At 67.0% G+C, this 21,325-nt stretch carries 15 protein-coding genes; 4 read left to right on the top strand and 11 right to left on the bottom strand.

Translation table 11 applies throughout. The features are described from left to right. Positions 1-5: 5 nt before the first annotated feature. On the bottom strand, positions 6-1,595 hold the full coding sequence (locus OUA97_RS13225) for a carboxylesterase/lipase family protein (RefSeq protein WP_267232367.1): 1,590 nt from the start codon (positions 1,593-1,595) through the stop codon (positions 6-8). Between the two features lie 200 nt (positions 1,596-1,795). Here OUA97_RS13225 and OUA97_RS13220 point away from each other — a divergent pair, with 200 nt between their 5' ends. Beyond that, on the top strand, positions 1,796-2,407 hold the full coding sequence (locus OUA97_RS13220) for a TetR/AcrR family transcriptional regulator (protein WP_267232366.1): 612 nt from the start codon (positions 1,796-1,798) through the stop codon (positions 2,405-2,407). Between the two features lie 287 nt (positions 2,408-2,694). Here OUA97_RS13220 and ggt read toward each other — a convergent pair whose 3' ends face one another. From ggt to OUA97_RS13185, 7 genes are all read right to left on the bottom strand, one after another. Continuing rightward, positions 2,695-4,404: a gamma-glutamyltransferase gene (gene ggt / locus OUA97_RS13215; RefSeq protein ID WP_267232365.1), complete on the bottom strand. Its 1,710-nt coding sequence runs from the start codon at positions 4,402-4,404 to the stop codon at positions 2,695-2,697. 62 nt (positions 4,405-4,466) lie between these two features. Further along, complete coding sequence (locus tag OUA97_RS13210; RefSeq protein WP_267232364.1) at positions 4,467-7,637, bottom strand: TonB-dependent receptor; 3,171 nt, start codon at positions 7,635-7,637, stop codon at positions 4,467-4,469. A gap of 76 nt (positions 7,638-7,713) precedes the next feature. Beyond that, the gene (locus tag OUA97_RS13205; protein ID WP_267232363.1) at positions 7,714-8,727 is read right to left on the bottom strand and encodes a FecR family protein; all 1,014 of its coding nucleotides are present in this window, start codon (positions 8,725-8,727) and stop codon (positions 7,714-7,716) included. Further along, positions 8,724-9,230 carry an RNA polymerase sigma factor gene (locus OUA97_RS13200; protein ID WP_267232362.1) on the bottom strand — a complete coding sequence of 169 codons (507 nt, stop codon included), beginning with the start codon at positions 9,228-9,230 and terminating at the stop codon, positions 8,724-8,726. The genes OUA97_RS13205 and OUA97_RS13200 overlap by 4 nt, the downstream gene beginning before the upstream one ends. 260 nt (positions 9,231-9,490) lie before the next feature. Then, complete coding sequence (locus OUA97_RS13195) at positions 9,491-11,041, bottom strand: alkaline phosphatase D family protein (RefSeq protein ID WP_267232361.1); 1,551 nt, start codon at positions 11,039-11,041, stop codon at positions 9,491-9,493. Between the two features lie 19 nt (positions 11,042-11,060). Further along, positions 11,061-12,356, bottom strand: coding sequence for a serine/threonine protein phosphatase (locus OUA97_RS13190; RefSeq protein ID WP_267232360.1), 1,296 nt, complete (start codon positions 12,354-12,356; stop codon positions 11,061-11,063). A 14-nt stretch (positions 12,357-12,370) separates the two neighbouring features. Next, positions 12,371-15,004 carry a TonB-dependent receptor gene (locus OUA97_RS13185; protein ID WP_267232359.1) on the bottom strand — a complete coding sequence of 878 codons (2,634 nt, stop codon included), beginning with the start codon at positions 15,002-15,004 and terminating at the stop codon, positions 12,371-12,373. A gap of 324 nt (positions 15,005-15,328) precedes the next feature. On the opposite strand from OUA97_RS13185, the gene OUA97_RS13180 reads away from it, so the two are divergent. Further along, positions 15,329-15,733 carry a c-type cytochrome gene (locus OUA97_RS13180; RefSeq protein ID WP_267232358.1) on the top strand — a complete coding sequence of 135 codons (405 nt, stop codon included), beginning with the start codon at positions 15,329-15,331 and terminating at the stop codon, positions 15,731-15,733. Between the two features lie 402 nt (positions 15,734-16,135). Here the strand turns inward: OUA97_RS13180 and OUA97_RS13175 are convergent, their stop codons facing one another. Then, positions 16,136-17,281 carry a helix-turn-helix transcriptional regulator gene (locus OUA97_RS13175; protein WP_267232357.1) on the bottom strand — a complete coding sequence of 382 codons (1,146 nt, stop codon included), beginning with the start codon at positions 17,279-17,281 and terminating at the stop codon, positions 16,136-16,138. Positions 17,282-17,476: 195 nt separating this feature from the next. On the opposite strand from OUA97_RS13175, the gene OUA97_RS13170 reads away from it, so the two are divergent. Both OUA97_RS13170 and OUA97_RS13165 read left to right on the top strand, forming a co-directional pair. Next, positions 17,477-18,043 carry a hypothetical protein gene (locus OUA97_RS13170; RefSeq protein ID WP_267232356.1) on the top strand — a complete coding sequence of 189 codons (567 nt, stop codon included), beginning with the start codon at positions 17,477-17,479 and terminating at the stop codon, positions 18,041-18,043. Between the two features lie 337 nt (positions 18,044-18,380). Further along, on the top strand, positions 18,381-18,773 hold the full coding sequence (locus tag OUA97_RS13165; protein WP_267232355.1) for a hypothetical protein: 393 nt from the start codon (positions 18,381-18,383) through the stop codon (positions 18,771-18,773). A gap of 153 nt (positions 18,774-18,926) precedes the next feature. Here OUA97_RS13165 and OUA97_RS13160 read toward each other — a convergent pair whose 3' ends face one another. Together OUA97_RS13160 and OUA97_RS13155 are read right to left on the bottom strand one after the other, a co-directional pair. Beyond that, entirely contained in the window at positions 18,927-19,556 is a 630-nt protein-coding gene (locus OUA97_RS13160) for a tyrosine-type recombinase/integrase (protein ID WP_267232354.1), read from the bottom strand. 910 nt (positions 19,557-20,466) lie between these two features. Then, positions 20,467-21,261, bottom strand: coding sequence for a MipA/OmpV family protein (locus OUA97_RS13155; protein ID WP_267232353.1), 795 nt, complete (start codon positions 21,259-21,261; stop codon positions 20,467-20,469). Positions 21,262-21,325: the final 64 nt, after the last annotated feature.

Genomic DNA, 21,325 nt, shown 5'->3' with positions numbered 1-21,325 from the left:
TGGCCTTACGGCCTTGTGTAGTGAGCGCCGATGGCGTCGAGCGGGGCCGCCTTGGCCTTCGCCGCGACCGCGCCTTCGTTGGTGAATGTGAGCTGGGTGTCGGCGGCCCGCCCGTAGGCCGGCCAGGCGGCGCGCGCCCCGCCGTTCGGATCGCCCGACTTGGCGAAGGCCGTCCAGTAATCGCCGATCAGCTTGGCGGCGGCCTCGTCATCCGGCGTCGGCGCAAGGTCCGCCGCCGTCAGATTGCCGAACACGAACGGCAGGTCGCTGGCGTGCCCCGCGCCCTTCTGCGACTTGCGCTTGGCCTCTGGCACATAGCCGAAGCTGAACAGCCAGGCCGGCTGACCGCTGGCCGCATGCGCGCTCGCCAGGAAACGGGCCGGTTCAACGAAGGTGATGTCGCTGGGCAGCTGTTCGTCCAGCACGGCTTTCGAACCGTAGGCCGCCAGGATGTCGTCGCCGCCGCCGAGATCCTTCAGCGCCTTGGCCGCCATCGGGCCGCGAAGGAAGCCGGGCAGGAAGCCCAGTTCATCGCTGTTGGCGCCCACCAGGAACGGCAACTTCGCTTGGCGTCCCGCGGCGAAGCCCTCCGCCGCGTTGCCGGTGACCAGCACGCCGTCGATCATCGGGCCCGAATAGGTCGCGGCCTCCTGGTTGAGCAGATCAAGGCCGCCCAAGACCTTGGCCGCCGGGATCGCCCGCAGCGCCGCCGGGTCGGCGTCCTTGACGCCGGCCTTGGCCGCGAAGGCCACGCCGACCGCTTCGGCCGCGGTTTTGCCCGGCCGCTCGGCGTTGAGCAGCGGCAGCACGTCCCGGCCCCCGCCGGAGTGGGCGATGGCCTTGTGGAACAACCCCTGAGCGGGGGCGATCAGCATCAGCTGAGCCACCGAGCCGCCGCCCGCGGACTCCCCGAAGATCGTCACGTTGGCCGGATCGCCGCCGAACGCGGCGATATTGCGTTTCACCCACTCCAGCGCGGCGATCTGGTCCATGAAGGCGAAGTTGCCGGTTGCAGCGCCGGCCGCTTCCTTGGTCAGGGCCGGGTGAGCGAAGAAGCCGAAGCGGCCCAGACGATAGTTGAAGGTGACCAGCACGACGCCGCGCTGGGCCAGCCTGCTTCCGTCGAAGATCGGCTGGCTGCCAGAACCCATTACGAAACCGCCGCCGTGGATCCAGACCATGACCGGCGCGGCCTTCGCGCCGACCGGCGCCCAGACGTTGAGGCTCAGGCAATCCTCGCTGGTCGGTTCCTTGGATTGCGTCTTGTCCCAGGCCGGACGGTTCTGGATGCAGTCGGGACCGTAGCGCTCGGCCTCGCGCAGACCTGTCCAGGATGCGGGCGAAACCGGCGCGCGCCAGCGCAGATCGCCCGTGGGCGCCGCCGCGAATGGAATGCCCTTGAACATCTTGACGCCGTCGACCTCGCGACCGCGCAACGCGCCGGCGTCGATCCGGACTTCCACCGGCGCGCCGACGCTCGCAAGCGTCGGCTGCGCCATGGCTGGCGGCGTCCAGGCTGAAACGACAAGCGCCGCGCCGACGACCAGCCGCAGAGCATGCCGTGAGGCGGCTCGTCTCGGATTGGAAAGCTTCACGAACGCTCCTCCGCATCGGGCCGTGGGCCCGATCCCCGCCATTGTGCTCCAGCGTGATGGGTCGATATTATACAGGCGCATAATGAAGTCGAGCGGATTTTGACGGAGTTTGATCGATTTTGATTGAAATGCTTCTGGGGGCATTCTCTCCGCCCGCCAGAGGTCCGCCGTCGGCCTTGAAGACCTGGAGAAATGTCGCCTTGAACGCCCGCACACGACAGAAGGAAGCGACGCGCGCCAGCATCTTGCAGGCGGCCCTTGAAGAGTTTGCGGAGCGGGGGTTCGAGGGCTCTTCGACAAGAGACATCGCGGCCAAGGCGGGGGTCCACCACGCCCTCATCAAGTATCACTTCAACAGCAAGGACGAGCTCTGGCGGGCGGCCGTCACCTTCCTGTTCGAGCGCCAAGCCAACGCCCTGACCCTTCCCGGTCCGGATGATCCAAAATACGCCGACCGGCGCGCTTACGCCGCCGAGATCATCCGCCAGGTGGTGCTCTACTCGGCCCGCCATCCAGAACACGCCCGCCTGATGGTCCAGGAGACCTGCCGCGACAGCGAACGATTTCACTGGGCGGCCGACACCTTCATCAAGCGGACCAGCGAGTCACTGGGACTGTTCATTCACCTACTGCAACGAGACGGCATCCTGCCCGCCGCCTCATTGCCGGCGCTCGCCTACATATTCGTTGGCGCGGCCCAGCTCTTCTACATCCTGGGACCTGAAGTCCGGCGGGTTTGGGGGATCGATACGTCGGATCCCAAAGTGATCGAAGACCATGTCGAGGCGCTGATCGCGGTGATGGTCCGTTAGCGGCCCTATCCGGAATCTCGTCCGGAGTTCCTCCCGCCGCGACGGGATGCATCGGCGCCGTTGCGCGAGATCCTGGCCGAGATGGCCAAATGGTCGCCGAAGCCGTGACCTGCCGGTACGCCCGCTAGTCGACGATCCGAAAGAGGGCGCCGCTGGCGGGTTCGCGATAGAGATCCACTCGCCGGCCATCCCAATGGTAGTCGAGATGGCGGCATGACGAGGGCCGATGCGATGGCGGCGCCCCAGCCTAGCTCTGGGAGTTGGCGCCGGAGAGCCCTCCCAGGTTCTTAGTCAACGGCTACGGCGGCGGCGTCGGGCCGGCGACTGTCGGCGCTTCCCTCGAGCACCCCGTTCTCGATCAGAATGGATTGCGTGGAGCCCATGGTGAGGCTCGGCTTGGCCTTGTGCCCCCGGCCCTCCATCAGCCGCAACATGTCCACCGGGAAACCGGGCTCGAACTCCACCGGCGTGTCGCTGGCCGCCTGGAAAATGCGCGGACGCTGAGTCGCCTCGGCGATGTTCAGCCTGTGGTCCACCACGTTGCTCAGCAGTTGAGCCATGGCCGAAATGATACGGGTGCCGCCCGGCGTGCCCGACACCAGCCAGGCTTCGCCATCCTTGAAGGCGATGACCGGCGTGATGGTCGAGATCACCCGCTTGCCGGGCTCGGGCGCATTGGCCGGCTCATTGCCGCCCCAGGCGAAGTTAGCCATCGCGTCGTTGAGGAAGAAGCCGGTGCCCGGCGCCATGACGTGCGCCCCGAACGACGAGCCGAGGGTGAAGGTGTTGCTGACGACGTTGCCCTCGGCGTCGGCGACGGAATAGTGCGTGGTGTCGCGGCTCTCGAAGGTCAGCGGATCGCCGGGGACGACGCGCGAATCCATGGCCCGCTGCGGGTCGATCAGCTTGGCGCGCTCGCTCGCATAGGCCTTGTTCGACAGCCCGCCGACTGGCGGCTGATATTGCGGCCAGCCGCCCATGAACCGCGCCCGGTCCGCAAACACCAGTTTCATGGCCTCGGCCGTGACGTGCAGGGACTGGACGCTGTTCTGGCCGTAGTCGGCCATCGGATAGCGCTCAAGGATGTTCATGAGCTCGCACAGCAGCACGCCGGCCGCCGGCGGCGGCATGTAGGCCACTGGCACGCCCCGGTACTCGCACCAGAGCGGCTCCTGGATGCGGATCTGGTAGCTGGCCAGGTCCGCTTGCGTCAGCACCCCGCCGCCGGCCTGGACGCCGGCGGCGACGCGCCGTCCCAGCTCGCCGCGATAGAAGGCGTCGGCGCCGCCGTCGCGGATCTGGCGCAGCGACCAAGCCAGGTCCGGCTGCTTCAGCCGCTCGCCGGGCGCATAGGTCGCGCCGCCAGGCCGGTAGAACGCCTTGGCCGACGGGGCGTCGGCCAGCAGGGCTTGGCGATAGACCTCGAGCGCATAGGTCATGTCGTCGGTGAGCACGAGGCCGTCGGCGGCGAGCTTGACGGCCGGCTCCACCAGTCGCCGCCAAGGCAGGCGCCCGTACTGGCGGTGGACCTCGTAGAGCCCCTTTACTGTGCCCGGCACGGCGACGGCGCGATGCGAGTAACGCTTGGCCGGATCGAGTTTGCCGTTGTCGCCGGCCAGCAGACGGGCGTCCGTCGCCGCCGGGGCCTGGCCATAATAGTCGATGGCCAGGGTCTTCTTCTCCTTGGACAGGTGGACCAGCATGAAGCCGCCCCCGCCAAGATTGCCCGCCCGCGGCAGGGTGACCGCCAGCGCCAGCCCCGTGGCCACGGCCGCGTCCACCGCATTGCCGCCCTGCCGCAGCACGTCTGCGCCGACCTCCGAAGCGATCTGGCTCTGACTGACCACCATCCCCTTGCGGGCCATCACCGGATGATGGATCGCGTCATAGTCGAGGATGTACTCCGCGGCGCCTTTGACGGCCTGGGCCTCGGCCGCGTCCGGGGCGACAAGGCTGGCGGCCGCGAGCAGCGCGGCGAGGGTCGCGGTCAGGCGCATGGGAACTCCGGAAAAGCAATGGCCCGCGGCGCTCCTGGCGCGCCGCGGGCCGGTCGTTGGGATCAGAAGCTCTTGCTGACCTGGGCGAACCAGTAGCGACCGCGGTTGCTGTAGAGCTTTGTGAAATAGCCAAAGGTCTCGTCGGCCAGCGGCGGGTCCTTATCGGCGATATTGTTCACCCCGACCCGGAAGGCCATGCCGTTCAGCACGCCCTCGTCGGGCGCATAGCCGACCGAGGCGTTGAAGGTCAGCCAGTCGTCGCCCTTGTAGAGCAGCGCCGAGCTATCCTTCACCACGCCGACATAGCGAGCGTAGCCGGAGACCTCCCAGGGACCCGACGACCAGGTGACATAGGCCTGGCCGCGCGTGCGCGGGTTGTCGTCCTGCTCGATGAGCGAGCCGCCGGCGCTGGCCGGCAGGCCGGCCGCCAGCAGCGCCGCGGCCTCGGCCGAGGGGGTCTGGTCGAATTTCTGCAGCAGCGCGACATCGAGGCCCAGGCGGAAGTCGCCGAACTGCGTGCCGTCGATCCGCCACGTAGCGCCCACGTCGATCCCTTCGATGGTCCGGGAGTCGAGGTTCAGGAATTGGTTGGCGATGCGGATCGGTTCGCCCAGCGCGTTGCGGGTCAAGGCCGGGTTCGGGCCCGAACCGCCCAGGCGGCCGATGGCGTCGAGGTTCAGGTGATCCTGCGACTCGAACACGCCGACCACGCCGTCCTGCTCGATCCGCCACCAGTCGATGGAGAACATCAGGTCCGGGGTCGGGGTGAACACCACGCCGGCGCTGAAGTTGTCGCTGGTTTCGGACTTCAGGTCCTTGTTGCCCGCCCTCACGTCCTCGACGTTGTAGCGATAGGCCGAGCAGGCTGAGCGGTTGAGAGCCGAGAACTGGGTCACGCCCTGCGCTACGGCGCAGCTGTAGTAGTCGGTCAGGTTCTCCTGCACGCGGCGGATCTCAGAGGCGTTGACCGTCTCCAGGTTCGGCGCGCGGAAGCCCTGTGAGTAGGCGGCCCGGACCAGGAGGTAGTCGTTGAGCCGCCAGCCCAGCGCCACCTTCGGCTTCAGGATCTGCTCGTCGATGTCCGAGTAGTCCTCGAAGCGCGCGGCCAGCTGCAGGTCGAGGCTGCGGACGAGCGGAATGTCCGCCCCTTCCGGGATCAGCGAGGTCTGCAGTTCGGCGTAAGCCGAGAACACCTTGCGCGAACCGGAGGTGTCCGGCGTCGGGCTCGAGCCCATGGCGTCGCTGGTCGGGCCGCCGGCGGTCGCGAAGGTGATGGTCCCGTCAATGCGCGGATCGCGGTCGTCCTTGAAGGTCTCGCGCCGCCACTCGGCGCCGAAGGCCAGGCCGATGTCGCGGTCCCAGAGGGTGAAGGCCTGCGGGTTGCTGATCTTGGCGCCCCACAGCGCCAGGCTGGTCGTGCCGTCGCGGGTGATGCTGACCCGCAGCGGATCGACCACGGACGCCGGATTGGACGTCGCATCGAAGCCGCCGACATTGGCCAGGTCGCCGCCGTTGAAGGGGTTGTAGGCGCGGCTCGGGTCGCTGCTGTTGAGAGCCGCCTGGAGCGCGGTGTTGCTGACCCGGTTGCTTTCGACGTCCTTGGTGCGGGCGTGCGAGTAGAGCAGCGCGCTTTCCCACGACCAGTCGCCCAGGTCGCCGCGCAGGCCGCTCAGCAGCCGGTAGGCGTCTGAGTCGACGTCGATGCGGCGACGGCCGACGTCATCGACGCGCAGGCCGACGACCGTGATCGCCTGGGCCGGACCGGTGTAGCCGGCCAGGCGGCCGGGGCCCGAACCGAACGGGTTGTAGGGATTGTTGGCGCCGATGGTCAGCGGCGCGGAGGTCAGGTTGGTTGTGCCGCCACGAACCGAGCTGGAGGTCGCGCCGTAGTACAGCGCCTGGCCGAACCACTCGACCTGGCCGAAATCGTGGCTCGCCACGGCCATCAGGCTGTAGCGTTCCGAGCTCGGCGACATGGTGCGCTCGGGACCTTCGTCCGTGCGCAGGGAGGTGTCGAGCGTCGCCGAGCCGCCATCGATGCAGACCCCGCCGCCGACCTGGGCGTCAGAGCCCGTGTACGAGCACGGCTGCATATGGAAGGCAGTGAACGACGGGCCGAAGTTGGTCACCGCGGTCCCGACCCGGCCGGTCAGCCACGGCGTCAGGCTGGAGCGGTTGTCGAAGCTGCCCGCATACTGGGCCGGCACCCGGTTGCCGAGATAGTCGGTGGCGGCGTAGTCGCGGTCGCTGGCCGGCATGGCGGTCCGGTCGAAGTACTCGCCGAACAGCGCCACGTGGGTCGCGCCGTCGTTGAAGTCCCTGCCCAACTTCGCGCCGAGCGACGTCTCGGTCAGGTTCGTGCCTTCCGAGCCGCCGTAGCGGGCTACGATCTGACCGCCGACATAGTTGTCGTCGAGAACGTTGTTCAGGACGCCGGCCACCGCATCCGAGCCGTAGATCGCGCCGCCGCCGTCGCGCAGAACCTCGACGCGCTTCAGCGCCGTGGCCGGGATGGTGTTCAGGTTGACGACCTGGACGGGAACGGAGCCTTCCTGCTGGGTCCCCGGGTGCCCTACCATCCGGCGGCCGTCCAGCAGCACCAGGGTGTTGCCCGAGCCAATGCCGCGCAGGTTAGCCGAGGCCACGTCGCCGCGCGCCTGGTTGGGGCCCTGCTGTTCGTTATTGAACGCCTGGCCGCCCGATTGCGGCAGGGAGGCGATCATCTCGCCGGCCGTCACCGCGCCGCTCATCTCCAGCTCGCTGCGATCGACAACCGACACCGGCAGCAGCCCGCGTTCGGTCACACCGGCTAGGTTAGAGCCGACGACCACGATCTCTTCGACCTCGGCCGCCTCGACCGGCTCGCCTGCGGCCACCAGCGGGCCCGGCGCCGAGACCTTGCTCACTGCGACGCGGCCCGGCGCGCGTTCGATGACGATCGTGCGGCCGCTTTCGCGCGATCGCAGCGCCTGACCGGCCAACAGACGTTCGACCGCCGAGGAGACCGCCATTTCTCCGTGGACCGCGGGCGCGCGGCGGCCATCGACGAGGCTCGGGTCGAACAGGACCTCTCGGCCCGCCTGGACGCCCAGACTCCGAAGCGCCGCGCCCAGGTCCTGGGCTGGGATATCGAACTGGGCGCGCGCCGGCGCCTGCGCCCAGGCGGCCGAACCGACCAAAGCCACAGCTGCAGAACTGGCCAGAGCCATGATCTTGAGGTGATGAACTTGCACGCGCGCCCCCTACTGTCCCCGACCCGCGACACGCGGGTTTCCAGGCGAAGACGCCAGGCGGCGGCGGGGCCTCACCTCATCGATGAATTTTTTTGTCAGATGCCGCCGGCCTGATGCGCACCGCGTCCTCGCCCACCTCGACGATGACCGGGTGCGTGAGCGGCAGGGCGTCCAGGAAGCCGCTGTTTTCGCCAGCATAGAAGACGCCGCTGACGCGCATGCGGGCGATCGCCGGGTCGGTCACGACGATGGGCGTGCGGCGATAGCGGTTCATTTCGGCTGCAGCCTCGGAAAGGGTCGCCGCGGCGAACTCGATCCGGCCCTCGCGCCAGTCGCCCGCCACCGGGCCCGATGGGCGCAGCACCGCGGTTTCACCCGAAACGTCGATCCTTTCGCCCGCCCTCACCTCCGAGAGCCTGCCACGTCCGACCGCATCGACAACAACCCGTCCCTCGACCACGGCGACCCGGAGGCCAGATGACTCCATGCGCACGTCAAAGGATGTCCCCACCGCCGTCACCGCATGGCGCCCGGCGCTGACCACGAACGGGCGTGTGCTGTCCTTGGCGACGTCGAACCAGGCTTCGCCGGAAACCAACTGCAGCCCCCGTCGCGCGGGGGTATAGTCGACCTTCACCTCGCTGGCGGTGTTGAGCAGCAGACGCGATCCGTCCGCTAGGGTCACGGTGGCGCGCTCGCCGACGGCCGTTCGATAGACTTGGGGCGGCGCTTCCACCGGGCCGGCGGGCCCGCCGCCTCCCCAGATCAGCAGCCCAAGCCCTCCGGCGGTTGCGATCAGTGCGAGGCTCGCGGCGATCGCCGTCCGCCGCCGTGACCATCCCCGCTCGGGCGGCGTGCGAACCCCCAGGGCCTCAGCGCGTAGCGCACGTATGTCGGCGCTGGCGGCCACGTGCCCCGAATCGTCCCACATGCGCTCGACGCTCTCGAAACAGGCGCGATGAAGCGGCGAGACGTCCAGCCAGGCCTGCAGCTCACGCGCATCTGCCTGGCTCCACTGACTCGATCGCCGACGCAGGAAGAAGTTGGCGGCGATTTCGTCGGGGTCGGTGATCTGAGGCTTGCCGTTCATGGGAGCCTCCCTCGCCTGGACAGATGCGCCAGGGCCTTGCTCATGTGCTTCTCGATGGCGCTCACCGAGACCTGCAGCCGGCGCGCGATCTGCGCGTAGCTCATCTCCTCGTAGCGGTGCAGTACGAAGACGGTCCTGGTGCGTTCGGGCAGTTCGTGCAGCGCCCTCACGACGATGCGTAGCTGTTCCTGTCCAAGGTAGACCCGCTCCGGCGAGAAATCCTCGTCGGCGTGCAACTGCTCGTCAAACAGCTGATGGGCTCCCCCGCGTCTTGCGGCGCGCCTGAAGCTGTCATTGAGGACGCTCGCGGCGACCGTGAACAGGTAGTTCTCGGGCGTATCCACCGCGCTGTCTCCGCGGCGCGCGGCGAGCCGCAGGAACACCTCCTGGACCATATCGTCGATGTCCGCTGCCGAGCGCACGCGTGCACGGAAGTAGCGCGCCAGCGGACCTGCGTAGCGACGCGCCATCTCATCCATTTCGATGCCGCTTTTCGGCGTCATTCGTACTTCGCGTCCCGCTGTGCGTCCTGCACCCGGCTATAGAGACGTCGAGCGTCGCGCGCACCCCAACCATGGCGCGCGAGAAATCTGCATCGCGCCGCCCCGGCCTCGGGGCGGCCGCGGCGCGGTACGCGCGCCTGACATCAATTGGAGCGACCGAGTCTTTCGCCAGCGGAGACCAGACTGGCGTTTGTGTTCACGCGGGCCAGCATTTTCCGCGACGCGGGCGACGGAGCCACGCCGCCCGCTACGGTGGCCGCCTAGGCCTCGTACACCTTCGACTGATCCGGAGTGACCGCGTATCGCGCCATCGCGCTGATCTTGCCGCCGGGGGTCTGGACCTTGTCCATCACCTTGACGCTGGTCTCCCAGCGCTTGGGCGAGATGTCGAAGATGTGGTAGCCGCGGAAATTGTTGATCATCTTCATGTGCGGATTGGTCGACAGCTCGCGTTCGGCCTGTGCGAGGGGGCCGCCGTCGCCGTTCGAGGTGATCGAGGTGGCGAGGAACTCCACCGCCGCCGCCTTGCCGTCGGGCGCCTCCTCGCGCTCGGGCACCGCGCTGACGATGTTGCGGTGGAAGTCGCCCGAGGCGATCACGACATTGGTCAGCTCGCGCTTGCGGATGGAGTCGACCAGCCGCGCCCGGGCCGGGCGATAGCCGTCCCAGGTGTCGAACGAGGTGAAGGACGCCGACTCCCCCGGGTTGTGCCGCTGATAGGGCGTGACCAGCACCTGCTGTGCCAGCAGGTTCCACACCGCGCTGTTGCCCAGCCCCTCGTCGAGCCAGGCCTCCTGGCTGGCGCCGAGCATGGTCGGGGCGACGTGCGCCTCAATCGGACACGGCTTGAGCTTGCCGTCGTTGCAGGGCTGGTCGGAACGGTATGAGCGCGTGTCGAGAACATGCATGCGCAGCAGGCCGCCATAGTCGAGCCGGCGATAGGCGGTGATCCCGCCCGGGCCCGGCAACTGGGCGCGGCGCACCGGCATGTGCTCGTACCAGGCCTGGAGGGCCGCCAGCTTGCGCAGCGCGAAGAACTCCGGCGGCGTGCCGTCCTGATCGAGTTCGCCCGCCCAGTTGTTGTCGACCTCGTGGTCGTCGAACGAGACCGCGAACGCGCAGGCCGCGTGCGCCGCCTGCAGGTGCGGGTCGGACTTGTACTGGGCGTGGCGGCGCCGGTAGTCGTCGATGCTGTAGATCTCGTCGCCGACGTGCTGGCGCACGACGCCTTCGCCCAGCGGCCGGCTCGCGCGCTCGTAGATATAGTCGCCGTAGTGGAACACGAGGTCGAGATCGGGCTCGCGCGCCATGTGGCCCCAGGCGTCGAAGAATCCGGCCTCCCAGTGCTGGCAGCCGCCGACGCCGATGCGGACGCTGGTCGCCAGCTCGCCGGCGGCCGGCGCGGTGCGGGCCATGCCGATCGGGCTGGCCTCGCCGCCGGCCAGGGTGAAGCGGTACCAGTAGTGGCGGTGCGGCCGCAGGCCGGAGAGCTCGACATGGACCGAGTGGGCGAGCTCGGGCCGGGCCAACGTCTCGCCCCTGCGGACGATCTTGGCGAAGCGCTGGTCTTCGGAGACTTCCCAGCCGACCTTCACCGCGCTCTGCGGCATGCCGCCGTGCTCTTCCAGCGGCTTGGGCGCCAGCCGCGTCCAGATCACGAAGCCGTCGGGCCACGGGTCGCCCGCGGCCACGCCCAGCGCGAACGGATAGGCGCCGGTCGGCGCGGCGATCACCCGCTGGGGCGCAAAGCCCGAGACCAGGGCCAAGGCGCCGGCCGCCTTAATGAGCTCGCGGCGATCGCGAATAAGCATGAGCTGCCTGCCCTTTCGATCAAGGCTTTTGCCGCGACGGCGTCGCGGGCGCGCCGAAGCGCTGGTGGAAATCTGTGAGGGGGAGCGCGAACTCGTCGCGCTTGAGGTAGTCAGCGTCGGAGAGCCCCGCCTGGCCGTCATGGGCCTTGTACCAGGCGCCGTACTCCGGGATCTCCGAGGCGAACTTGCCGTAGTGGGTGGAATAGGTGCGGACGTCGATCGACGGCCGCTCGCCGTCCAGCTTGAACTTCAGCAGCCGCAGCCAGCCGTCGCCGACATCGGCGCCGTCCGCCCCGGCCTCCGTGGCGGTCCGCCCGCGGCCCTGATAGTCGGCCATCAACTGGTGAACCTCGTGGCCGAAGGCGTTGGCAGCAACGCTGTAGCCCTGACCGCCGACGTGGCCGCTCAGCACCAGGAACACCTGATCCTGGCGGCTGATGAACTCGTCCCAGATCATCTGCGGGTCGTTGTCTTGGCGGTCGAGCCGGCTGTTGTTCGGGTTCGAGCGCCGGTTCCGCTTGCCGTCACGGTCGAGATAGTCGTGGGTCGAGACGATGGTCGGCAGGCCGGGATACCGCTGGATGAGCTTCGCGGCCCAGGCCAGCGAGGCGTCCGGCGCGTGGTATTGCAGGGCGATGTGCAGGAACTTGCACTTGCCGGCGGTGAACACCTGGGCGCTGTCGGCGCCGCCGTCGTGGGAGCCCACGTACCAGGGCTTGTCCTTGAAGAACGCCGAGTCCGCCGAGAACGCCGACTGGAACCCGGTGAGGCCGCCGACATGCCTCACGCCGTCCTTCTTGGCCTCAGGGCGCGGCGGATGGGCCGGGTCGGTCCACAGCGCATCGAAGTCGTGGTTGCCCGGCAGCACCGAGAACGGCAGCTTGCCGTCGATCAGCTGATAGCCGCGGACCGCTGTGGGGATCTCGAACGCCCGCGTGTGCACCTTGGGCGAGGCGGCGACTTCGGACCCGCCGAAATTGGGCATCCACTTGAAGCCGCGGGCGGCGTGGCCCTCGTCCATCCACTCCGAATAGTGCTGCCAGACGTCGCCCATGTGGGTGGCGAAGACGATGTCGCCGCCCGCGCCGGCGGCGCGCTCGCCCACCCACCACAGCTGCGCGTAGTACTGCTCGGCCGCGTCGAAGGGGAAGCCCGACCACTTTTGGTGGCGGTAGTCGACATAGTTCTGGGTGTCCGGGATCATGGCCACCGTGAACTCCCCGCAGTCGCCCGACCGATAGCCCGCGGCCTGAGCGCCGGCCGCCGTCGCCATGACGACGGCGGCGCTCGCCAGGCTGAGAAGCCGCTGCTTCATACCCCCCGGCCCCATCAGTACTTGTAGATCAGGTCGAGTTGGAACGAACGGTTCCGGGTCAGCTCATAGCGGCGCATTTCGTAGGGCACGCCGTAGTAGCCCTGCTGCACCGGGTCCTCGAGGATGTTGTTGACCTGGAACTTGGCGATCAGGTTGTCGGCCAGCGTGTAGCGGACCGCCGCGTCGAGCTGTCCGCGCTCCTCGAGCCAGTAGGTCGTCCACGGATAGGCGCCCAGCGAGATCGGGCTGCGGCTCTTCCAGTTGTAGGCGAGGCGGATCTCGCCGTTGCGCGGCAGGCGGTAGAAGGTGCTGACATTGACCAGCCAGTCGGCCTGGTACTGCAGGGCGTCCAGGTGCACCCAGGTCTTGCCCGACGCGTAGTCCATCTCCGCCCACATCCGGGTGGCGTTGGCCGAGAAGCCGACCTTGTCCTCCAGGAAGCCCGGCAGGTACGGAACGGCGTCGGTGACGACCTGGAACTCGATGCCCTTCATCGTCGACTGCGAGGCGTTCATCGGCTGCGAGACGTCGTAGGTGGCGCCGTTGATCGTCTGCTGGGTGGTCTGGGTGAAGATGTCGTCCTTGATCTTCTTGTAGAAGCCGCTGATCGAGACCAGGCCGCTGCCGCCGAAATAGTACTCCGCGGCCAGATCGAAATTGTCGGACCGGCGGGGCTTCAGGTCCGGGTTGCCGCGGGAAATCGTCAGGTTCTGGGTGTTGACGCTCTCGGCCCGCGCGATGTCGCCGAATGCCGGCCGGCCGAGGGTCCGGCTGTAGCCGGCCTTGATCCGCAGATTGTCGGAGAGGCGCTGGGTGGCGATGAACGACGGCAGCAGGTGGTCGTATCCTCCGTCGCGCTCGGCGAACGTCCCGTCATAGCGTCCAGCCGTGGCCAGCGGCGAATGGGCGGTGAAGTCGACCTTGTCGTAGCGCAGGCCGGCGACCGCGCTGAAGGTGTCGGTCGCATAGGACAGGGCCGCATAGCCGGCCAGGACGGTCTCCTCATATCGGTAGTCGGCCGACCAGGCGGCGTTGTTCGTGCTGGTCTGGTTGATCGCCAGGCCCGGCTTCACCGACTGGGCGAACTGGTCGTAGTTCACCCAGACGACCGGGTACTCGTACATCCACGAGCTGATGTCCGGCACGAAGCCGACGGCGCCCATCGGGCTGCTGTTGGACACGTAGGTGATGGTCCTGGAGTCGCGCTCGGTCTCGACCTGCCGCAGGTCGGCGCCGGCCGCGAAGCCGAAGCCGCGGGCCTCGCCGCCATAGTTCCATTTGTAGTCGAGCTTGGCCTCCTTGGAGGTCATCTCGGCGTCGACATAGAGGTCCGAGGCGGACGACAGCTTGTAGTTGGCGATGTTGATCAGCGCGTCGTTGTTCTCGATCGTGATCTGGTCCGACAGGCCGGACATGTCGAAGGTGATGAACGAGTTCGGCGGCGTGAACGCGTAATAGGCGCCCAGGTCGGTGTCGTGGAACCGGTTGATGTTCCAGCCGGCGCGGAACTCAAGCGAACCCTTGTCGCCCAGGTCGGCGACGGCCTTGAAGATGGCGCCCCCTGTCTCGTTCTCGAACCGGTCGTAGTCATAGCCCGAGGTGGTGTTGCCGATCTTCAGCCGGGCGACCTCGGGGCTCAGGCGCTGCAGGTTGGAATAGTTCTGGACCTGGAACTGGTTGAACGTCTGGTCTTCCTGCTGGCGGTAGCCGTAGCCGAGGACCGACAGCTGCAGGCCCGGCATGGGCTCGTACTCGAACTGGGCCGAGCCGCCGTAGGTCTTGGTGAAGTGGGTGTAGTCCATCGGCCGGATCAGCGACGGCAGCGGCTGCTGGCCGTCCCAGTTGGACAGGTCGGCGCTCCCGGGCGTGCCCGCCGGCGTGTAGAACACCCGGCCGTTGGCGTTGCGCTTGGTGTAGTCGAAGGTCTTCTGACGATAGACGCCCGACAGCACGACGCCGAACTGCTGCCGGTCCCCGAAGGAGCGCGCCAGCAGCCCCTTCACCCCGCCGCCCCAGGGCGTGTCGTTGTAGTCGCCTAGGCTGTTGGTTCCGGGCACGTACTTGCCCTTGCCGGACTGGTAGGTCCCGAACACGTCGAGATAGGTGGTGTCGGGATCGTTCAGCGCGCTGCGCGGAATGATGTTGGTGACGCCCCCGATGGCGCCGACGTCGAGGTCGGGGGTGAAGGTCTTGAAGACCTCGGTGGTCCGCGAGATCTGGGTCGGGATCAGGTTCAGGTCGACGCGGCGCAGGCCGTCGCCGTCATTGGCCGACGAGAACATCGCCATGCCGTCGAACGAGGTGAAGTTGAGGTCGGGCGAGATGCCGCGCACCGAGACATAGGCCGCCTCCTGCTCCCCATAGAGGGTCTGCATCGATGACACGCCGGGCACCCGGATCAGCGCCTCGGCCAGGGTCTCGTCGGCCAGGTCGCCCGTGTCGTCCTGGGTCAGGGTGTCGACGACCGCGACGCTTTCGCGGCGGTTCCTCACCGCCTCCTGGCTGCGCAGGGTGCTGCCGGTGACCACCAACTCCTCGACGGCGCCGCCGGCATCGGTTGAGGCGTCGTCGGCGAAGGTTTGCGCATGCGCCGCCGAGGCGAGCGCGAGGGCTGACACGGTCACCAGGAACCGAGAAACAAACGACATTTTACGGCTTTCAACTTGCGCTTTTTGCAGCGCGCCCCACTCCCCGCCCCCGCTGTCGCCAGGACGATGGAGCGGGCTAACTAGTGAGGCTTGATGTCATCGCGGTGAGGCTTCTGTAGCGATCGCATGACACGGGGGCCCCACCACCTAGTGGAACCGCGCGGCCGGCTTCAGCGCGCTGTCGCGGTCGAGCCGGGTCCCCGGGCTCCACTGGACCAATGAGGCCGTTGGCGACCGCTCACTGAAACGCGCCCCGCCTGGCGGCCTTGCTCCCCTGAACGGCTGTTGTCATGCTGCCTCTTCCTTGAAGCGAGCGACATCTAGATGCTCAGAAACCGCAGACTCCTGGCTTCGGCAGCTGCATCGCTGACCGTGCTGTCTATCAGCTCATGGGCCGTGGCGGCCGAGCGTCCGTCGGTGACCGCCGGCAGGAAGGTTGCTGAACGCAATTGCGCGGCGTGCCACGCCATCGGCGATGGCGAAAGTCCGCTGAAGGAAGCCCCGCCCTTTGCGCGTCTCAAGTACAGATATGGCCCAGGCGGACTGGCTCAACTGCTCGAAGAGGGAATGATCAAGAACTGGCCGAGATCCCTTGAAGAGGGCGCGGCGCCGATTCATCCTCGCATGCCGGCTTTGGAGTTGGGGGAAGACGAGATCAACGCGCTGGTGGACTACCTCCGAAGCCTCGAAGCGCCTGACGCCGTTCAGCGGCGAGGCGCGCCCAAGTGACCCACGCACGACGGCCCCCACTTTAGACCGGCCCCCTTACGCTTTGAGAGCGGCCCGATACATCGAAGTGAGATTGGGGAGGCGCAGAGGTCGCCCGCCCAGCGACGGCTCGCCGAGCAACCAGGAGCGGACGCCTGCTATGTCGGCAAGGATGGGAAGCGGACGTTTGCTACGAGCTTGGATAGCGCCTGCAAAGCGCCATCAGGAGACATTGGCATCGTGCCTGGAAGCGGACCTAGTAGTGGGTCTGCAGTCAGACGTTATGGCTTCGACCGCTGTCGACTCGTTGCGGACCTTAGCGCGCGGGCTTAGGACCTTGGACCACCAAAAGGACCGGTCGAGCGGCTGGAACATGCTGGAATAGGCGGAGATCGCCGAAGCATGCCGGACGCGCCCCTATCGTCAGTGATTGGAAACCGTCGAAACGCTGCGCGCTAGCATTGCCACGGCTTCCGCCTGCCGATGTGTTCCGGTCTTGGCGAGAATGCGCTTAAGGTGGCTGCGCACGGTGGCAAGCCCGATGCCCATGTTTGCGGCAATGTCCTCAAGCGAGGCTCCCCGTCCGAGCGCAGACGCAACCACGCCCTCTGTCCGCGTGAGGCTGAATAGCTCGCGCAGGCGTGCGACGGCGATCGGCGCTTCGGGGTCGCGGATGAACACCAGCACGGCAGGCCGCTGCTCCCCAAAGGCCGATACGGTCGGGCGCATGGGGGCGACCTCAAGAGCCAGCGGCATGCGGTGCGGACGCGGAATGGAGAGCGCCGCGCCGGATTTGGCAATCCTGCCCCGCGCGGTGGCCATTGCACCTTGCACCAGAGACAACAATGAGTCGTGCAGCGCAGGCGGGCGCAGCGCCAGCCGCCCGCGAATAACCATAAGCTCCGCGTTCTCGCGCAACAGGCGCTCCGCCATACTGCTGGCTTGAATGACCCGGCCCGCGCCCTCCACAATCAGAACGCCTGTATCCAGTCTGTCGAGCGCCTCCAAGGCGGCGGCATGAGATTGTGACACCGCCGCGAAACGCTGCCCGAGACGCAGCGCCCGCTGCAAGTGCGGCAGCACCAGCGCCGCCTGACGCCGCTCCGTTGCGCTATAGGCTCCCGCACCCTGCGGCCTGTGAATGCCGAGTACGCCAATCGCCCCATCCGCTGCGGGAAAGACCGCCCCGAGCATGTGATGGATATCCAAATGCCGGAGCCATTCCTGATAAAAGCCGCTGCGCGCCTGTTCCTCGGGCGTCACCAGGTCTTGGTCGGTGATGATGCGCGACATGCCGTAGGCGACGCTGCGCTCCACCCATAAATCCTTGCGGTGCCAGTCGTCGGCCCAAGCCTGCTGCCGCTCCGACACCACGAGGTTGTCGGTGCATTCGAGAAGGTTCACGCGTGCGCCGTCGCCGTGCAGCTTCAAGACGGTGCTGGTCGATCTGAAGGTTTCTGCGATGCGGGTCGCGGTGCCTGACCACAAGGTATCGTCTATGGCCGCATCGTATAGATGCGCAACAAGGCCCGAGACGCGGGACGCTTCATAGAGTTCTTCTGACGGCATGACCGTGCAGTTCCTCCTCATTCATCCGTTGCTGCGAATTGACTCCTGCGACGCACCAGCAACCTCGCATGAACGATACGGCGGGATAGCGCTTTGCCGTCCTGCCGTGGCTGATTTCTACCCTGTTTAGGGGGCGAATAGGCATCCGCGCCACCTTAACCATAGCGGAAAGGGATTTTCACACGCGGAGATGTCATGAGCAAAGCCCGTTCCCTCGTTGTGCCGCTGCTTGTGGTGTCACTTTCCGCTTGCGGCCAGAACACCTTAACGGCGGAGAACGCCGCCGCCACACAGGTGGCAGCGGAAACGGTATCCGGCAACACACCGGCGGTTGGCGCTGTCACAAACGAAGCTGCTGCACCCCCTGCGCCTGAAGCTGTTCCGGCCAAAGCGCAAGCAGCCACCATCGCTGCGCTGCCCCTCAAGCGCGGTTACTACGTCGAGAGCGACACGCCGTGCGGCCAAGCCTCCAACGCCACCACGACGCTGCTGCGCCGCGAGGGCATCGGCGGCGCACGGAATTTCTGCGAGTTCAAGAAAATCGAGCAAACAGGGCCGGATACCTACCGCGTGACGGAAGCCTGCCGCGATTTGCAGGACAATGCCCCACCGGAAACCAGTACCTCCCTCTACACCCTTACAGGGGATACGGCGTTCACCGCCAAGAGCGAGCACGGCTGGGAGCGCAACGCGCGCTACTGCGCCCAATCGACCATGCCGCCCGACTGGCGCGCGAACGATATCAGCGACGTGACGGGCTGACGCCGCACTTCATCCATCCGGGTAAGGAGATCCCGCATGCAGCGAAGGGCTGCGCTGTGTTCCGCTCTCATCGGCGTGGCGCTGACCACGCTCACGCCCGCCTTCGCGCACACCGCCTCGACGCCTGCGGCCAAGATGGACGTTGCAGAGTGCGTTTCGGCATGACCGAAGCGGAGGCCCGCGCGGCGCTGACGGCCTTCGGCGGCGGAAATGCGCACCACCGTGTGGGCCAACGGTCTCAGGACCAATGCCAAACGCAAATCGGACGCGGCGGCGCAAGCGCCGAAACTCTAGACCGCAAAGGACTGAGATGGGACTGACCACACTAAGCGGAGCCGTGAGCGGTATCCGTCATTCGACTGAAACGCGGGGCACGGTAGGCCGCAATGGCGGCTCCGTGAAAACCGGACAGGTCATCGCCTTTCGCGTGGGCGAGCGCTCCGCGCAAATCAAGCTGGCCGACGTGCCGGACATTCGGGATGGCGATGAAGTGACACTGGCCGGACGCGAGAAGAACGGCGTGTTCAAGGCGCTCGCGCTGCGCAACGACAAGACCCGCGCGGTCTACAGCATCCCGACAACGGTTGGCTATCTGATGGGGGGGACGCTGATTGCCGTCGGCGTGATGACGCTGTTCATCCTTATCGGCGTGGTCTTCATCGCGGGCGGTCTGTGGACGCTTTACGAGGCGTACAACTACACGCAGGCAGCGAACATGCTCAGGGCTTGAGACGCATGGCGAAACGAGGCTCGGGCAGAGACAGAGTCCAGCGCGGGTAATCTCCCTCCGTGCCCGCCCCCTCCAGCGGCCTTGCCTGCGGGCGCTAGCCCGCTAACCACCCCTCCCTGACCATCGGCGGGTCCGCCGAGCGGACCCGCTAGGTCACTCAGAGTTCACCTGCTCGGAAATTGAGAGCGCGTCGTCTACCTCAATTCCGAGATATCGGACCGTGCTCTCCAGCTTTCGATGGCCAAGCAGCAGTTGGCAGGCCCTCAGATTGCCGGTCTTCTTGTAGAGCAACGCAACCTTGGTGCGACGAAGGCTGTGCGTCCCGTAGGCATCGGCCTCAAGTTCGATCAGCCGAACCCAGCGATCGACGAGGCGCGCATATTGGCGCGTGCCGATGTGGCGTCCAGGTCGGTTCCGGCTGGGGAACAACCAATCATCACTCCTAGCGCCGCGGACCTTCAGCCAATCCTCAATCGAGCTCCGGGTCGGCTCGGTAATCTCAAACGGAACGGGGCGGCCGGTCTTCTGCTGGATGATGGTTGACCGCGTTCGGAGCGCTCCGCCCGGCGCCACATCGCTGAGCCTGAGACGCACGAGGTCGCAGGCTCGAAGCTTTGAATCGAGGGCGCAGTTGAACATCGCCAGATCACGACAACGTCGCGCGCCCTTCAATTCCTGACGGATCGCCCAAACATGCTTTGGCTTGAGCGGTGCCTTGGGGCCGACCAGTCGGCCAGCGTTCCAGGGCTTAATTGGGGTGCGAAAGAGATCTGGTTGGCTCATGGCCGCCTCCTTTGAGATAGCCCCCTTTGTCTGAACGGCGAGCAGCGAGCGACCGGGTGGAGCCGCAAACATTTGCCCCCTGCCCATTTGCGCGACGCCGCTCCCGTGACAGGCTCGTCGCCGGCGAGGGTTGAATGCGACGAACTCTTCTTGCGGCATCTGTGCTTGTGGTTACGGGAGCCTGCCAAGCATTCGCGCAGGTAGCCGACCGCGGTCGCCAACTTACTGGTCGTGAACTCCAGGCACTGCTGAAAGACGGCGCGATCATGCGATCCGTGCCTTGCGTGCCAGGCGAGTCATTCCTCCAGGAGGAGATCTTCGCCGCAAATGGGGACTACGTCGGCATTCAGGATCGTGCGGATGTGAACGGCAAAGCGTCAGTCGTAGGCGATGAGCTGTGTGTCGAAGGCCCCGGTTACCGCAGATGTCGTCAGCTGATGAGGGATACTCAAGGTCGCCTTTGGCTGAAGCAGCAATTCGAGTCAGGCGCACCGATCAATTCTGGGCAGGTCGAGCTTCTTCCCCTGAACACTCCCTTGGGATGTCGTCGAGAGGACAAATGACGTACCGGGGCTCATGTCGAAGTGTCAGTGTCGCGCCAGTGTCGGTCATCGCCTTCCGTGCAAGGTTAGATGCCCCGAAGCGGACGTGACTATGGTCTCCTTGGAGCCCTGAGCAGTCAGGTCGCTGCCCCGTCGTCGATGTCCGCAATGGGTCAAAGCAGGCCTCTGGCCAAGCCCATTCAGCGGACCCCGACGGCTGGGCGGACGAATTCGCCTCCAACCCGTTGCGGGTTCTCGCAGCGCCGCGCCCATTGCGGACGTTTCGGAGGTTTCGCCGCGACCAAAGCTCAGGTGCGCGGAGTTCGAGGTCTCAGTCGTGACCCATTTCAAGGGCTTGGGCCGCCCCGTCACTGTCCGAGGGTGTAGCGGGCGCTGAGGCTGATGCTGAACTGGTCCGGCGAGCCCAGGTCCTCGACGATCGGGCTGTCGGCCGCATCGCCCGTGATCCGCGAATAGGTGGCCACGCTCTGCACGCTCCAGCGCGGCGTCACCCGATACTCGGCGCTGGCGACCAGCCCGGGCGACCAGGTGGCGCCGCTCGGCGCATAGGCCGCGAGCCCGCGCGGGCTGCGGGCGGCGTCCTGCGGCGTGACCGCGAAATAGGTGCTGGTGAAATCGTCGTCGCCCCAGTCGAGGCGCGGCCCGGCCGTGAACGTCCAACGCTCGCCGCGGACGATGGCGTCGGCGCCGAAATCGCCCGCCCAACCGTCATGCCCGCCGAAGCCGCGGCGCGCCTCGGCCCGCAACCGCAGCCAGTCCGTCGGCCACCAGTTGACGAAGCCGCCGGCCTCCACGGTCGCGTCGATCTTCTCGAAGCCGCGCAGGTCGTCGTCGTCCTCGCGCGACGAGCGCCAGCGGCCGACCACCCCGGCGGTCACCGGCCCCGTGCCGATCAGGCCCAGGCTCACCCCGTCGTCCGGCGCGCCCTGGGGGGTCGGCGCCGCATCGCGCCGGACCAGCACCACCGCGCCGGTGAACCACGCCCGGTAGTCGTCCGATCCGAGATAATCGGGAGCATAGCGAACGCCGCCGCGGACGCTGTCGAGCGTCCACCCGAACAGCGTCGGAACTTCCTGCGCCGCGGCCGGCGCCGCGGACGCCAGCACCAGACCGGTGGCCGCCAGCATATGTCGCAAGACCATGGTCCGCCCCTCCATCCGCCGCGCGCCCTGCGCACCGGCAACGTTCGGTCGCCGAGCTTCGGCG

The organism is Phenylobacterium sp. 58.2.17 (genome assembly GCF_026411515.1).
Classification (GTDB): domain Bacteria; phylum Pseudomonadota; class Alphaproteobacteria; order Caulobacterales; family Caulobacteraceae; genus Phenylobacterium.
The sequence above is the reverse complement of the archived record's forward strand: the minus strand, read 5'-3'. Positions and strand labels throughout refer to the sequence as shown.

Excerpts from the sequence above, each read along its gene's own strand:
- ggt (WP_267232365.1), bottom strand. The coding sequence starts at position 4,404 with ATGCGCCTGACCGCGACCCTCGCCGCGCTGCTCGCGGCCGCCAGCCTT.
- OUA97_RS13205 (WP_267232363.1), bottom strand. The coding sequence starts at position 8,727 with ATGAACGGCAAGCCTCAGATCACCGACCCCGACGAAATCGCCGCCAAC.
- OUA97_RS13200 (WP_267232362.1), bottom strand. The coding sequence starts at position 9,230 with ATGACGCCGAAAAGCGGCATCGAAATGGATGAGATGGCGCGTCGCTAC.
- OUA97_RS13195 (WP_267232361.1), bottom strand. The coding sequence starts at position 11,041 with ATGCTTATTCGCGATCGCCGCGAGCTCATTAAGGCGGCCGGCGCCTTG.
- OUA97_RS13190 (WP_267232360.1), bottom strand. The coding sequence starts at position 12,356 with ATGAAGCAGCGGCTTCTCAGCCTGGCGAGCGCCGCCGTCGTCATGGCG.
- OUA97_RS13185 (WP_267232359.1), bottom strand. The coding sequence starts at position 15,004 with ATGTCGTTTGTTTCTCGGTTCCTGGTGACCGTGTCAGCCCTCGCGCTC.
- OUA97_RS13180 (WP_267232358.1), top strand. The coding sequence starts at position 15,329 with ATGCTCAGAAACCGCAGACTCCTGGCTTCGGCAGCTGCATCGCTGACC.
- OUA97_RS13175 (WP_267232357.1), bottom strand. The coding sequence starts at position 17,281 with ATGCCGTCAGAAGAACTCTATGAAGCGTCCCGCGTCTCGGGCCTTGTT.
- OUA97_RS13170 (WP_267232356.1), top strand. The coding sequence starts at position 17,477 with ATGAGCAAAGCCCGTTCCCTCGTTGTGCCGCTGCTTGTGGTGTCACTT.
- OUA97_RS13160 (WP_267232354.1), bottom strand. The coding sequence starts at position 19,556 with ATGAGCCAACCAGATCTCTTTCGCACCCCAATTAAGCCCTGGAACGCT.
- OUA97_RS13155 (WP_267232353.1), bottom strand. The coding sequence starts at position 21,261 with ATGGTCTTGCGACATATGCTGGCGGCCACCGGTCTGGTGCTGGCGTCC.